Source organism: Streptomyces sp. ISL-99, from assembly GCF_018614005.1.
Taxonomy (GTDB): domain Bacteria; phylum Actinomycetota; class Actinomycetes; order Streptomycetales; family Streptomycetaceae; genus Streptomyces; species Streptomyces flavidovirens.
Genome location: NZ_JAGGPC010000065.1, coordinates 47,468 through 60,116, shown reverse-complemented (window position 1 = coordinate 60,116; position 12,649 = coordinate 47,468). Strand labels below are relative to the sequence as shown.

Here is a 12,649-nt window from a genome sequence, read left to right as displayed (position 1 = left end):
CGCTTCCTAAAACACGGCCTAGGCCGCTTCGGCGATCTCGCCGCGTACGGCCGCGGCCCACTGGAGGAGCAGCAGCTCGTACTCGTCCGCAGGCCAGGCATCGTCCGCGCGCGAGTCGACCAGGGCGCGGATCGCCTCGTTCGCCTCGGTCAGGGGCCGCACGGAACCGACCGGCGGGGGTGAGCGGTACATGCGACCAGAATACGGCCAGCCACTGACAGTGAGCACCAGAACGGCAGTGGCTTTCCTCGCACTAGAGTTGATCACCGGGCACCGGACGGCGGTGTCTCATACCCGCATCAGGAGATCCCACACCTTGTCCGAGCAGCGCGTTCATGCGATATCCGGCACCGGCCGAGGCGCCCTGGCCCTGCGAGCCGACTGCGCGAATTGCTTCGGACTGTGTTGTGTCGCACTCGCCTTCACGGCCTCCGCCGATTTCGCGGCCGACAAGGACGCGGGGCAGCCCTGCGCCAACCTCCAGGCGGACTTCCGCTGCGGTATCCACGAACGTCTGAGGCCACAGGGCTATCAGGGCTGCACCGTGTACGACTGCTTCGGCGCCGGGCAGCAGATCTCCCAGGTGACGTACGCCGGACAGGACTGGCGCCAGGCACCCGGAACCGCGCAGCAGATGTTCGCGCTGCTCCCGGTCGTGCGGCAGCTCCATGAGCTGCTCTGGTACCTGACCGAGGCGCTGGAGCTGGCACCGGCCCGCTCCCTCCACGGGGACCTCCGCGCCGAGCTGACCAAGATCGAGCGCCTCGCGCAGGGCAGTCCCGACGAGCTCCTCGCCCTGGACGTGGCGGCGCACCGGCAGGACGTCAACGCTCTCCTTCTGCGTACGAGCGAACTCGTGCGAGCAGGCGTCACGAAGGGCGCCAAAGGCAAGAAGGGCGCCAAGGGCAAGGCACGCAGAGGCGCCGACCTCATCGGCGCGAACCTCAAGGGCGCCGACCTGCGGGGCGCGGACCTCAGAGGGGCGTACCTGATAGGCGCCGACCTCAGGGGCGCCGACCTGAGGGTGGCCGACCTGATCGGGGCCGACTTCCGCGACGCCGACCTCTCGGGCGCCGACCTCACGGGGAGTTTCTTCCTCACCCAGTCGCAGCTGAACGCGGCGAAGGGCGACGCCGGCACCGGGCTCCCGCCTGCGCTGACTCGCCCTTCGCACTGGTGAGGGGTGGCGGAGATCAGCCCGCCGACTCGCCCGCGTGGGGGCTCAGCGTGTCCGTGCCGACCAGGACGAACAGCACGATGCCGAGCAGGATGCGGTAGATCACGAACGGCATGAAGCTCTTGGTGGTAATAAATTTCATGAACCACGCGATCACCGCATAACCGACCAGGAACGCGATGATCGTCGCGAAGATGGTCGGACCCCACGACACATGGCCGCCCTCGCTCGCGTCCTTGAGCTCGAACACCCCGGAAGCCAGCACCGCGGGAATGGCGAGCAGGAACGAATAGCGCGCCGCCGCCTCGCGGGTGTAGCCCATCAGCAGACCGCCGCTGATCGTCGCGCCGGAGCGCGAGACACCGGGGATCAGGGCCATGGCCTGGCAGACTCCGAAGATCAGACCGTCCCTGACGCCCAGCTCCTTGAGCGTCTTGCGCTCCCTGATCGCGCGGTGCTTCCCGCCGGCCTCGTCACGGGCCGCGAGGCGGTCGGCGATGCCGAGGACGATGCCCATGACGATCAGCGTGGTGGCGATCAGCCGCAGATCGCGGAACGGTCCCTCGATCTGGTCCTTGAAGGTGACGCCGAGTACGCCGATGGGAATGGAACCGACGATGACGAGCCAGCCCATCTGGGCGTCGTGGTCACTGCGCATCGACCGGTCGACGAGCGACTTGCACCACGCGGAGACGATCCGCGCGATGTCCTTGCGGAAGTAGATGAGTACGGCCGCTTCGGTACCGATCTGAGTGATCGCGGTGAACGCGGCACCCGGGTCGTGCCAGCCGGCGAAGGCGGCTGTCAGCCGCAGGTGGGCGCTCGACGAGATCGGCAGAAACTCGGTGAGCCCCTGGACGAGTCCGAGGATGAATGATTCGAACCAACTCATGGGGCTAATGCCGTCCCGGATGTATGTGGTGCAGCGGCGTGCAGCGTGCAGATGCAGTCAAGGTCAGTTGGTGGGCAGCGTATCGCCCGAAGATGTCGGCCCTGCGGGAACCCCCGACTGCGTACCCGATCAGGCGGAGACCGGCCCCGCGAGGCGCTTCAGGCTCCGGACCGCTCGCCGCGCAGGCGGTGCCGCTTGCGCCAGGCGACCACCGCCGCGGCGAGACCCGACAGTGCGATGAAGCCCATCGCGATCAGGAACGCGGGCGACGTCGGGGACGAGGCGCTGCTCCCCGCGATGACGTACGCCGCCGTGTTCGGGATCGAACCGATCCCCGTCGCCAGGAGGAAGGGGAGCCACCCCATGCGGGAAACCGCGGCGCAGTAGTTGGCGGCCGCGAACGGCACACCCGGGAACAGCCGGATGGCGAGCATCGTACGGAAACCGTGTCGGCTCAGCTGACCGTCCGCCGCGAGCAGTGCCCGCCCGCGCAGCAGCGGACGCAGCGCGTCCTGGCCCAGCAAGCGGCCCAGACCGAAGGCGATCCCGGCACCGAGGACCGTTCCCGCGACGGCGGCGGCGAGACCCGCCTGGGAGCCGAAGAGGGCGCCGGCCGCCAGATTGAGGATCGGGCGCGGTACGAACGCCGCTGTGCACAGCCCGTACGCGACACCGAAGAGCACCACGGCCGCCGCGCCGCTCAGCTGGGGCGGCCAGCCCGCGCTCAGCAGCCGCTGCGGCTCGAAGACCAGCACCGTCGTCACCGCTGCCGCGAGCATCACCACGAGGAGCGACAGCCGTGACCACGGCGAGAGCAGCGTCCTGGTGCAGCGAACGGCGAACCCCGCGGGCGCGGGTGCGGGCGGGGCGGCGGTGTCGAGCATCCGGGGAGACTAACTGACAAGCGCGCGTGATCGCCGTAACGCGCACCGCACGACCCGGTCGCGCGGACAACGTGCCCAACGCGGCCAACGCGTCCAGTGCGTTCAATGCGTCGCGATAAATCATTCGACGCAACGGTGCCCCTCAGCGAGGATCAACGCATGTTCAGGCACGCCTTCCTCGCAGCACGGACCGCAGTCGCGGCCGCGCCGAAGGCTGCCGCGATCATCCCGGCAGCGGCCGCAGTCGCCGCTGCGGCAGCGCCCTTCGGCGGCGCCCGAAGCTGACCCTTCCCGGATCGTCCGGCGGACCCCACAGGGGGAGGGTCGGCAAGGCCCAGGGGTCCCCTCACGCTTCGACCTTCCAAGGAAGATCACCATGCCCAAGACGGCATACGTGCGCACCAAGCCGCACCTCAACATCGGCACCATGGGCCACGTCGACCACGGCAAGACCACCCTGACCGCCGCCATCACCAAGGTCCTGAGCGAGCGCGGGACGGGCACGTTCGTGCCGTTCGACCGCATCGACCGGGCCCCCGAGGAGGCGCTGCGCGGCATCACCATCAACATCGCGCACGTCGAGTACGAGACCGACACCCGGCACTACGCCCATGTCGACATGCCCGGCCACGCCGACTACGTCAAGAACATGGTCACCGGAGCCGCGCAGCTCGACGGGGCGATCCTCGTCGTGTCCGCGCTCGACGGGATCATGCCGCAGACCGCGGAGCACGTCCTGCTCGCCCGTCAGGTCGGCGTCGACCACATCGTCGTCGCCCTCAACAAGGCCGACGCGGGTGACGAGGAGCTGACCGACCTGGTTGAGCTGGAGGTACGCGACCTGCTCTCCGCGCACGGCTACGGTGGCGACGCCGTGCCGGTCGTACGGGTCTCGGGGCTCAGGGCGCTGGAGGGCGACCCGCGCTGGACGGCGGCGATCGAGGCGCTGCTGGACGCGGTGGACACGTACGTACCGATCCCGGAGCGCTACACGGACGCGCCGTTCCTCATGCCCGTGGAGAACGTGCTGACCATCACCGGGCGCGGCACGGTCGTCACCGGCGCGGTCGAGCGCGGCACGATCAGGGTCGGTGACCGGGTGGAAGTGCTCGGCGCGACTGTGACATTGAAAGCGGTCGAGACGGTCGTGACCGGACTGGAGACGTTCGGGAAGCCGATGGAGTCCGCCGAGGCCGGGGACAACGTCGCGCTGCTGCTGCGCGGCATGCCGCGCGACGCGGTGCGCCGGGGGCATGTCGTGGCGGCGCCCGGCAGCGTCACGCCCACCAGGCGGTTCACCGCGCAGGTGTACGTGTTGTCGGCGCGGGAGGGTGGCCGTACGACGCCCGTCACGAGTGGGTACCGGCCGCAGTTCTACATCCGTACCGCGGACGTCGTCGGCGACATCGACCTCGGCGAGACAGCTGTCGCGCGCCCCGGTGACACGGTCACGGTGACGGTGGAGCTGGGCCGCGAGGTGCCGTTGGAGGTGGGGCTCGGCTTCGCGATCCGGGAAGGCGGTCGCACGGTGGGGGCGGGCACGGTGGCGAGCATCGTGGCCTGAGCGGGCCGGGCGGGTTTGGGGCGGGGAGTCCTGCGGAGCTGTTCCCCTACCCGCCCCTTCCCGAACTGGGGCAAGCCCCAGACCCCGTACGCCCTCCGGGCGTGTCCTCAAACGCCGGACGGGCTGGATGGGCGGGGCGGGGCGGGGCGGGGCGGGGTGGGGTGGGGTGGGAAAATCCACTCCGCCCGCCCGGCGCACAATGGTGGGGTGGACGAGCCGATACCCGTGACCCGGGACGTGGACTGGGGCACCGCCAAGCTGATGCCCGACGTGGACCGCCCGCGGGCCTGGCTGCTGACGGTCGACGGCGCGCCCCAGTCGTACGTCGATCTCGACGAGCCCACCCACCTGGAGTTCGAGTACGCCCGGCGGCTGGCCCACGTCATCGACTGCGCGGCCGAAGAGGGCGCACCCCTCGACGTACTGCACCTCGGCGGCGGCGGCCTGTCGCTGCCCCGCTACACCGCCGCCACCAGGCCGGGCTCGCACCAGGACGTGGTGGAGGCCGACCGGGGCCTGCTGGCGCTGGTCACCGAGCATCTGCCGCTGCCGGACGGGTCCGGTGTACGCGTGCACGGCGCCGACGCGCGCGAGTGGCTCGAAAACGCCCCCGCCGCTTCCGCCGACGTGATCGTCGCCGATGTCTTCGGCGGTTCCCGGGTGCCCGCGCATCTCACGTCCGTCGAGTACGCCCGCCTGACCGGACGCGTCCTGCGCCCCGGCGGGATCTACGCCGCCAACCTCGCGGACGGCGCGCCGTTCGCCTTCCTGCGCTCCCAACTGGCCAACTTCGCGGCCGTCTTCGCAGAGATCGCACTGATCGCCGAACCGGGTGTGCTGCGCGGCCGCCGCTTCGGCAACGCGGTGCTCGTCGCATCGCTCGCGCCCATCGACACGGCGGCCCTGGCCCGCAGGACCGCCGCCGACGTCTTCCCCGCGCGCGTGGAGAGCGGCCCTTCGCTGGCGCGCTTCACCGCAGGCGCGACGGTCGTACGCGACGCTGACGCGGTCGAGTCACCCGAGCCGCCCGGCGGGGCCTTCAGCATCGGCTGACACGGCGAGAGCCGCCGCCTCCGCCTTCGCCACTTCATGCGTACGGCGCGTCAGATTCCGTACGTCGGGCACGAACAGCACCGCGCCCGTGACGAGGACCACCAGCGCCGCACACCCCCACAGCGCCTCATGGCGTCCGACGAGGCTCTCGACAGGCCCCGCGACCGCCGTGGCCAGGGGCAGCATCGCCACCGAACCGAACCAGTCGTACGCCGACACCCGCGAGAACTTCTCCTCCGGGATCTCCTGATGGAGCGCTGTCATCCAGGAGACGCCGAACACCTCGATCGCGATACCGCTGAAGAACATCACCGCGGCAAGACCGGCCACCGGCAGCGGCACCGCGAGCGCCGCCGACGGCAGGGCGAGCGGGAAGACGCACAGCGTTCCGGCGAGCAGCAGGCGCCGGGGCTTCCACCGCATCATCACCAGTGCGCCGCCGACCGTGCCGGCACCGAAGGCGGCCAGGGCGAGGCCCCAGGGCGCGGCGCCGCCCAGTTCGTCCTCGGCCACCAGGGGCCCGTACACCGCCTCGGCAGCTCCCACGACCGCCACGACCACCGAGAACTGCAGCACGATGCTCCACAGCCAGGGCCGCCCGATGACCTCCCGCCAGCCTTCGCGCAGATCGGACAGCATCCCGCCGCCCGGCTCGCGGGGCGCGATGTGGCTCACGTCGAGGAAGGCGCGCAGCGCGCCGGCGAGGGCGAACGCCGCCGCGTCGACGGCGAGGACCCAGCCGGGGGCCGACCGCGGCGATCAGTGCGCCGCCGAGCGCCGCGCCGCCAATGGCGGCGCCGTGCATGGCCATACGGAAGAGGGCGAAGGCGCGGTTGGCCTGCTCGCCGCTGACGCTGGACAGGAGCATGCCCTCGGCCGCCGGGTTGAAGAAGGCCTGGCCCGCGCCGCAGAGGCCGGTCAGGAGCATCATCTGCCACAACTGCGGGTCGCCCGTCAGGACGAGGAAAGCGAAGGCGGCCTGGGAAAGGCAGTTGAGGGCGTTGGCGGCCACCATCACACGGTGCCGAGGCACCCGGTCGGCTATCGCGCCGCCTATGAGGAGGAACAGGACGAGCGGCAGGGTACGGGCCGCGGCCACCAGACCCACGTCACCGCCGTCCCCGCCCGCCTCGAGGACCGCGAACGCCGCCGCGATCAACGCACCATGGGTACCCAGGTTCGTGACGATCGCGGCGGCGGTCAGCAATACGTAGTTACGGCCTGCCCATTCGGGGCGGCGGACTCGGCGGGGAGCGGCGGCAGGAGATGTCACTTCGGGACTATCGCTGTCGTCGCCCGCCATTGCCAAACCGGTCGGGCGACAGATTCCGGCCAGGATTCAGTCGGCCAGCCGGACGGTGCCGAGGATCCGCCTGATGGTCGCGTCGGGCAGTTCGTCCTTGACGCCCTTCGAGGTGAACAGGCTCCAGACGGCGAAGTCACCGTTGGCGTTCTTGAAGGCGAAGGCGATCGACTTGCCGTCGGTGTCGCACTTCTCCTTCTTCTTGACGCCCGTGACGGTCGCGACGGAAACACTGCCCTTGAGCCCGGACGTGGCGGTGAACGGCGTGGCCTTGGAGATCTTGAACGTGCCGGTCTCCTCCTGGTCGAACCCGGCGAAGACCCACCCGGCGGCCACGTTCTCGGCCTCGGGGCCCGCCTTGCCGGCGCCGTTCGCACCCCGCGTCCCGGCCGCGCCGAGCACTCCGTTGTCGCACCAGTCGGGCTTGAAGTACGCCGGTGCCGACATCCCGATGAGGGGCTTGTCCTTGTCGTCCGTGAAGCTGATGCTCAGTCCGGGCGACTTCACTTCCCAATCCGGCGGTACGTCGAAGCGAGTGCCGTGTTTCGGGTTGGTCACGACCTTCCAGCCGGGAATCGTCGGCTCGCTCTCCTCGACCGAGCCGCCGCGCGGATTCTCGGCGGGGGAGGGCGGAGCGGTGGGTTCCTCGGCTGTGGTGGTGGGCGACGACGATGTCTTCTGGTCGTCTGCCCGCGTGGTGCCGCCGCCCTTGTCGTCGTCCTTTCCCAGGACCGCCACCCCGGCGATCACGGCCGCCGCGACGACGGCGGTGGCCGCGACGATCGCGACGACGGTGGTCTTCTTCCGGTTGCCGTCCGGCGGACGAGGACCGCCCGGCGGCATCGGAGGCGCGTACTGCGGCCCGGTCGGCTGCTGGTAAGGGTTGGGCTGCTGGTAACCGGGCTGCTGGTATCCCCCCGGCTGCTGGTGACCGGCCTGCGGGTATCCCGGCTGCTGATGACCCGGCTGCTGGTACGGGTTCTGATGCGCGTCCTGCGGGTTCTGCTCGCCCCCGGGCGGCTGCTGTCCTGGCCACATGGCCAGTAACGATAGAGGTGCGTGGCCGCAGTCGCCGCGTCCGACCCCTGAGGGGATGGCCAAGCTTGCCTACTCGCGGGTAACCTCGCGCTTCATGAGCGCAGATCAGATGTCCGTCGGCGACATGCTCGTCGCCACGGTTCCCATGGCCCGTACCCTCAACCTCGAGTTCCTGGAGACCACTCCGGAGCGCGCCGTGGTCCGCCTGCCGGACCAGGCCGACTACCACAACCACGTGGGTGGCCCCCACGCCGGCGCGATGTTCACGCTCGCCGAGTCGGCGAGCGGCGCCATCGTCATCGCCGCCTTCGGCGACCAGCTGTCGCGTGCCGTGCCGCTCGCCGTCAAGGCCGAGATCGGGTACAAGAAGCTCGCCATGGGCGTGGTCACCGCTACCGCGACGCTCGGCCGCCCGGTGGCGGACGTGGTCGCGGAGCTCGACGCGGGACAGCGTCCCGAGTTCCCTGTCGTGATCTCCATCCAGCGCGAGGACGGCGCTGTGACGGGCGAGATGACGGTCGTATGGACCCTGCGCCCCAACAGCTGACCTGCCCGTGTGACGGGTGCGACCGTCCGGACGCCGTCACGGGGTGACGAGGTGCGGGTAGGCTGCCCGCCGTGTGCCACGGGGGCGCACGGGGCGGACAGCCCGCACCTTTTTTACGACGACAGGAACCGGCGTTGCACATCACGGAGTGGCTCGAGACCATCCCGGCGGTCAGCATTTACCTCCTGGTGGGGGTCGTCATCGGGCTGGAGAGTCTGGGCATTCCGCTGCCGGGCGAGATCGTTCTCGTGAGCTCGGCCCTGCTCGCCTCGCAGCACGGCGACATCAACCCGTACGTCCTCGGCGCGTGCGCCACGGCGGGCGCCATCATCGGTGACTCGATCGGTTACGCGATCGGGCGCAAGGGCGGCAGGCCGCTGCTGGCGAAACTGGGCCGGAGGTTCCCCAAGCACTTCAGCGAGTCCAACATCGCGATGGCGGAGCGTTCGTTCGAGAAGTGGGGCATGTGGGCGGTCTTCTTCGGCCGCTTCGTGGCGCTGCTGCGGATCTTCGCGGGGCCGCTCGCGGGCGTACTGCGCATGCCGTACTGGAAGTTCCTCATCGCCAACGTCTTCGGCGGCATCCTGTGGGCGGGCGGTACCACGGCGGTCGTCTACTCGGTGGGTGTGGTCGCGGAGGCGTGGCTCAAGCGCTTCTCGTGGCTGGGCCTGGTGGTCGCCGTAGCGTTCGGCCTCACCTCGATGCTCGTACTCAAGAACCGCGCGAAGAAGGCCGCCGCTCAGGCCGCCGCTCAGGCGGAGACGCAGCCGGAGGCGGCAGCAGAGGCGCGGTCCGAGGCCGCGGACCAGACGGCGGCCGCCGCACCGGAGAAGGTCGGGGCGACGGCCGAATGACGGCTCCACGCCGCGGTTAGTCCGCCGGTCCGCCGGGCCGCTGGTCGGCGTGCGCCTCGCGGTGGCCCTTGGCCAGCTCCAGGTACATCGCGGCGTTCAGCTTGATGCCCTCGCGCTCCTCGTCCGTCAGCTCCCGCTTCACCTTGGCGGGTACGCCCGCGACGAGCGAGCCCGGGGGCACGCGCATGCCCTGCGGCACCAGCGCTTGCGCCGCGATCAGGGAACCGGCGCCGATGTGCGCGCCGTTGAGCACCGTGGCGCCCATGCCGACCAGGACGTCGTCCTCGACCGTGCACCCGTGCAGTACGGCGTTGTGCCCGACCGAGACACGATCGCCGACCGTGACGGGGAAGCCCGGGTCCACATGCACCGTGCAGTTGTCCTGGATGTTGCTGTCGGCGCCGAGGACGATCGGCCCGCAGTCGGCGCGCAGCACGGTGTGGTACCAGACGCTGGCGCCCGCGCCCAGCGCGACGTCCCCGATCACGACGGACGTCGGCGCGGCGAAGGCCGACGGGTCGATCTTCGGCTCCTTGCCGCCCACGCCGGTGATCAAAGCCTGCTCTGCCATCGCGTGCTCCTTGGTGCTTCTGTGCCGGTCGGTCGCGCCAGGGGAACCGTAAGCGACGCCCTCGGCTCCCAGGATGCCGGGTGGGGCGAACGTCACAGCAGGCCACGGCGGGGCGCCCGCGTCCCGCCGACTACCGTGTGCAGGTGCCGAAGAACAGAAACACGTTCTCTGCGTTGTCTGCGTTGTCTGCGTTCTCCGCCTGTCGTCGCCGCCTGGTGAGCAGCGCCGTGCACGGCGGCTGGCGCTGGCTCCAGCAGGCCGGAGCGGTCAGCGCCGAGCGTCCGGGGCGGCTGCGTTTCGGTGCGATCGGCACCGGAACGAAGCTCGCCTTCCCGCAAGGCACTGTGTTCGGTGAGCAGTGGATCCACCTCGGCGACCACTGCATCATCGGCGAACAGGTCACGCTGACCGCCGGCATGATGCCCGGTCTCGACCTCGGCCCGGACCCGATCCTGCGGCTGGGCAACGGTGTGGTCCTCGGCCGGGGCAGTCATGTCATCGCCGATACGACGGTGAGCATCGCCGACGACTGCTACTTCGGCCCCTTCGTGTACGTGACGTCCACCAACCACAGTTACGACGATCCCGACGTCCCCGTCGGCAAGCAGTGGCCCCGCATGGACCCGGTGGAGATAGGCCCCGGCTGCTGGATCGGCACGGGCGCCGTGATTCTTCCGGGCGCCCGGCTCGGCCGTAACGTCGTCGTCGCGGCGGGTGCGGTCGTACGGGGCGAGGTGCCCGACCACGCGGTGGTGGCCGGGGCGCCCGCCCGTGTCGTACGCAGCTGGGACGCGGCGAAGGGCTGGCAGCCGCCGCTGCGGACGCCCCCGCCCGTACCGATCCCCGAGGGCGTCACTCCGGAGCAGTTGCTGGCGCTGGCCGAGCTGGAGGCGGAGAGCGCCGAGTGAGCCGCTCGGTCACCCGGCGGCGATGGCCGTGTCCTTCCCGCCCGTACGCTGAGACACCCAACACACCTCGCGGCGGCGGCTGTTAGCGTCGGATTCATGCGCACACCTCTCGGAGACTTCGCCGGCGCGACCCCGGCCCCCGACTGCCTCGACCAGCTCACCGCGCCGGTAGCGGACGCCGTACGCGCATGGAACAACGACGTACCCGCCGACCAGCTGATCTACGTCGACACCGACCCCGGGATCGCCGACACGGCGGCCTTCGTCGAGCACTACGGCGCCGGGCTTCTCGACGCGTCGGCGAACTGCGTGGTCGTCGCCGGCAAGCGGGGCGGCGAGAGCACCCTGGCCGCCTGCGTGGTCCTCTCCCGTACGCGCGTCGACGTGAACGGCGCCGTCCGCAAGCAGCTCGGCGCGCGCAAGGCGTCGTTCGCCCCGATGGGCACGGCCGTCGGGGAGACCGGGATGGAGTACGGCGGCATCACGCCGATCGGGCTTCCCGCCGGCTGGCCGCTCCTCGTGGACTCCGCCGTCACCGGCGTCCCGTGGGTCCTGGTGGGCAGCGGCCGCCGCAGGGGCAAGCTCATCGTGCCCGGCAAGGCCTTCGCGGGCCTGCCTGGCGCGGTCGTCATCGACGGGCTCGGCGTCTGAGCCGGTCCGTCGCGACCGGGTCGTCCCTCAGCCGAGCCGGGGGATCTCGATCGCCGGGCAGCGGTCCATGACCATGTCCAGGCCCGCCGCGCGGGTGCGGTCGTACGCCGCCTCGTCGATCACCCCGAGCTGGAACCACACCGCCTTCGCGCCGATCGCCGCCGCCTCGTCCGCGACGCCGCCCGCGAGGTGGCTGTTGACGAACACGTCCACGACATCGACCGGGAACGGGATGTCGGCCAGCGAGGCGTACCCCTGCTCGCCGTGGACCGTCTCGGCCTTGGGGTGTACCGGCACGATGCGCTTGCCGTAGCGCTGGAGCACCTCGGCGACGCCGTACGCCGCCCGCGCCCGGTTGCCGGAAAGGCCCACCACCGCCCACGTGTCGCCGGACTGCGTGAGGATCTTGCGGATGGTCGCCGGGTCGCCGTACACGCCCTGCCTCCTGGAGTCGAAAGGTCACTGCTTGTGACCCTGACCAACAGGAGGTGTCGTACGGGCATTCCCGGGAGGACGCGCGAACTGTTCAGACGCGCGTTGTTGTTCAACGTTGTACTGATGTGTATCGTCGCGACGTGTGACTTGAACTTTCAAGTAATGCGCCCGTCCCCCAACAGGCAACAGGAGAGAGCCCCTCACATGACTCCCCCCACCAGCACCCTCGGTGTACCCGTCATCAGCAGTGCCGCAACCGGCCGTACCCCCTCGCTTCACGGCTACGACGCCGGCCTCCTCGTGCTCCGTCTCGCCCTCGGCCTGACCATGGCCGTGCACGGCGCGCAGAAGCTCTTCGGCTGGTTCGGCGGCGGCGGGATCGAAGGAACCGGACAGTTCTTCACCGCGAGCGGCTACCCGGCCGGTGAGGCGATGGCCGTCGTGGCCGGTCTCACCGAGACCCTCGGCGGTCTCGGGCTCGCGCTCGGCCTGCTCACCCCGCTGGCCGGCGCGGCCGTCCTCGGCACCATGGTCAACGTGCTCGCGGTGAAGTGGGGCGGCGGCTTCTTCGCCCCCGAGGGCGTGGAGTACGAAGTGCTCCTCACTGCGGGCGCCGCCGCGCTCACCCTGGCGGGTCCCGGCCGGTACGCCGTCGACCGCTTTCTGCCCGGCCTGCGCACCCACCGTCTCGCGTACGGCGTCACCGCCGTGGTGACCGGCCTGGTGGTCGCGGCCGTGATCCTGCTGATCCGGAAGTAGCCCGCCACGGCCT

The 12,649-nt window shown here is 70.6% G+C and carries 15 protein-coding genes and 1 pseudogene; 9 read left to right on the top strand and 7 right to left on the bottom strand.

What is annotated here, in order from left to right:
* Positions 1 to 18: 18 nt before the first annotated feature.
* Positions 19 to 192 (bottom strand): hypothetical protein, encoded by a 174-nt coding sequence (locus J7E91_RS31160; protein WP_167546496.1) that lies wholly within the window; start codon positions 190 to 192, stop codon positions 19 to 21.
* A 124-nt stretch (positions 193 to 316) separates the two neighbouring features.
* On the opposite strand from J7E91_RS31160, the gene J7E91_RS31155 reads away from it, so the two are divergent.
* Entirely contained in the window at positions 317 to 1,180 is an 864-nt protein-coding gene (locus J7E91_RS31155; RefSeq protein WP_251016515.1) for a pentapeptide repeat-containing protein, read from the top strand.
* Positions 1,181 to 1,193: 13 nt separating this feature from the next.
* Here the strand turns inward: J7E91_RS31155 and J7E91_RS31150 are convergent, their stop codons facing one another.
* On the bottom strand, positions 1,194 to 2,069 hold the full coding sequence (locus J7E91_RS31150; RefSeq protein ID WP_214910205.1) for an undecaprenyl-diphosphate phosphatase: 876 nt from the start codon (positions 2,067 to 2,069) through the stop codon (positions 1,194 to 1,196).
* Positions 2,070 to 2,227: 158 nt separating this feature from the next.
* The gene (locus tag J7E91_RS31145) at positions 2,228 to 2,953 is read right to left on the bottom strand and encodes a TVP38/TMEM64 family protein (RefSeq protein ID WP_214910203.1); all 726 of its coding nucleotides are present in this window, start codon (positions 2,951 to 2,953) and stop codon (positions 2,228 to 2,230) included.
* A gap of 159 nt (positions 2,954 to 3,112) precedes the next feature.
* On the opposite strand from J7E91_RS31145, the gene J7E91_RS36890 reads away from it, so the two are divergent.
* From J7E91_RS36890 to J7E91_RS31135, 3 genes are all read left to right on the top strand, one after another.
* Entirely contained in the window at positions 3,113 to 3,238 is a 126-nt protein-coding gene (locus J7E91_RS36890; RefSeq protein WP_285439155.1) for a hypothetical protein, read from the top strand.
* Between the two features lie 91 nt (positions 3,239 to 3,329).
* Complete coding sequence (gene tuf / locus J7E91_RS31140; RefSeq protein WP_214910201.1) at positions 3,330 to 4,517, top strand: elongation factor Tu; 1,188 nt, start codon at positions 3,330 to 3,332, stop codon at positions 4,515 to 4,517.
* Positions 4,518 to 4,724: 207 nt separating this feature from the next.
* A complete protein-coding gene (locus tag J7E91_RS31135; RefSeq protein WP_214910199.1) occupies positions 4,725 to 5,570 on the top strand; it encodes a spermidine synthase in 846 nt (281 codons plus the stop codon).
* On the opposite strand, the pseudogene J7E91_RS31130 reads toward J7E91_RS31135, so the two are convergent.
* Both J7E91_RS31130 and J7E91_RS31125 read right to left on the bottom strand, forming a co-directional pair.
* Positions 5,532 to 6,873 (bottom strand): annotated as a pseudogene (locus J7E91_RS31130) (MFS transporter). The gene J7E91_RS31135 and the pseudogene J7E91_RS31130 sit on opposite strands and share 39 nt — an antisense overlap.
* A gap of 36 nt (positions 6,874 to 6,909) precedes the next feature.
* Positions 6,910 to 7,911: a hypothetical protein gene (locus tag J7E91_RS31125; protein ID WP_214910197.1), complete on the bottom strand. Its 1,002-nt coding sequence runs from the start codon at positions 7,909 to 7,911 to the stop codon at positions 6,910 to 6,912.
* 109 nt (positions 7,912 to 8,020) lie between these two features.
* Here J7E91_RS31125 and J7E91_RS31120 point away from each other — a divergent pair, with 109 nt between their 5' ends.
* Both J7E91_RS31120 and J7E91_RS31115 read left to right on the top strand, forming a co-directional pair.
* Positions 8,021 to 8,458: a DUF4442 domain-containing protein gene (locus tag J7E91_RS31120; RefSeq protein WP_214910209.1), complete on the top strand. Its 438-nt coding sequence runs from the start codon at positions 8,021 to 8,023 to the stop codon at positions 8,456 to 8,458.
* Between the two features lie 134 nt (positions 8,459 to 8,592).
* Positions 8,593 to 9,312, top strand: a complete 720-nt coding sequence (locus J7E91_RS31115) for a DedA family protein (protein WP_214910195.1) — start codon at positions 8,593 to 8,595, stop codon at positions 9,310 to 9,312.
* 16 nt (positions 9,313 to 9,328) lie between these two features.
* Here the strand turns inward: J7E91_RS31115 and J7E91_RS31110 are convergent, their stop codons facing one another.
* Positions 9,329 to 9,883 carry a gamma carbonic anhydrase family protein gene (locus J7E91_RS31110; RefSeq protein ID WP_214910193.1) on the bottom strand — a complete coding sequence of 185 codons (555 nt, stop codon included), beginning with the start codon at positions 9,881 to 9,883 and terminating at the stop codon, positions 9,329 to 9,331.
* Positions 9,884 to 10,026: 143 nt separating this feature from the next.
* Between J7E91_RS31110 and J7E91_RS31105 the strand changes: the two genes are divergently transcribed.
* Both J7E91_RS31105 and J7E91_RS31100 read left to right on the top strand, forming a co-directional pair.
* Positions 10,027 to 10,791, top strand: coding sequence for a DapH/DapD/GlmU-related protein (locus J7E91_RS31105; RefSeq protein WP_214910191.1), 765 nt, complete (start codon positions 10,027 to 10,029; stop codon positions 10,789 to 10,791).
* A 96-nt stretch (positions 10,792 to 10,887) separates the two neighbouring features.
* Complete coding sequence (locus tag J7E91_RS31100; RefSeq protein WP_214910189.1) at positions 10,888 to 11,442, top strand: YbaK/EbsC family protein; 555 nt, start codon at positions 10,888 to 10,890, stop codon at positions 11,440 to 11,442.
* A 27-nt stretch (positions 11,443 to 11,469) separates the two neighbouring features.
* Here J7E91_RS31100 and J7E91_RS31095 read toward each other — a convergent pair whose 3' ends face one another.
* A complete protein-coding gene (locus J7E91_RS31095) occupies positions 11,470 to 11,877 on the bottom strand; it encodes a CoA-binding protein (RefSeq protein WP_214910187.1) in 408 nt (135 codons plus the stop codon).
* Between the two features lie 204 nt (positions 11,878 to 12,081).
* Between J7E91_RS31095 and J7E91_RS31090 the strand changes: the two genes are divergently transcribed.
* The gene (locus J7E91_RS31090) at positions 12,082 to 12,636 is read left to right on the top strand and encodes a DoxX family membrane protein (protein WP_214910185.1); all 555 of its coding nucleotides are present in this window, start codon (positions 12,082 to 12,084) and stop codon (positions 12,634 to 12,636) included.
* Positions 12,637 to 12,649: the final 13 nt, after the last annotated feature.

Coding starts and splice junctions, on each gene's coding strand:
- J7E91_RS31160 (WP_167546496.1), bottom strand. CDS start 192: ATGTACCGCTCACCCCCGCCGGTCGGTTCCGTGCGGCCCCTGACCGAG.
- J7E91_RS31150 (WP_214910205.1), bottom strand. CDS start 2,069: ATGAGTTGGTTCGAATCATTCATCCTCGGACTCGTCCAGGGGCTCACC.
- J7E91_RS31145 (WP_214910203.1), bottom strand. CDS start 2,953: ATGCTCGACACCGCCGCCCCGCCCGCACCCGCGCCCGCGGGGTTCGCC.
- J7E91_RS36890 (WP_285439155.1), top strand. CDS start 3,113: ATGTTCAGGCACGCCTTCCTCGCAGCACGGACCGCAGTCGCGGCCGCG.
- tuf (WP_214910201.1), top strand. CDS start 3,330: ATGCCCAAGACGGCATACGTGCGCACCAAGCCGCACCTCAACATCGGC.
- J7E91_RS31125 (WP_214910197.1), bottom strand. CDS start 7,911: ATGTGGCCAGGACAGCAGCCGCCCGGGGGCGAGCAGAACCCGCAGGAC.
- J7E91_RS31120 (WP_214910209.1), top strand. CDS start 8,021: ATGTCCGTCGGCGACATGCTCGTCGCCACGGTTCCCATGGCCCGTACC.
- J7E91_RS31110 (WP_214910193.1), bottom strand. CDS start 9,883: ATGGCAGAGCAGGCTTTGATCACCGGCGTGGGCGGCAAGGAGCCGAAG.
- J7E91_RS31100 (WP_214910189.1), top strand. CDS start 10,888: ATGCGCACACCTCTCGGAGACTTCGCCGGCGCGACCCCGGCCCCCGAC.
- J7E91_RS31090 (WP_214910185.1), top strand. CDS start 12,082: ATGACTCCCCCCACCAGCACCCTCGGTGTACCCGTCATCAGCAGTGCC.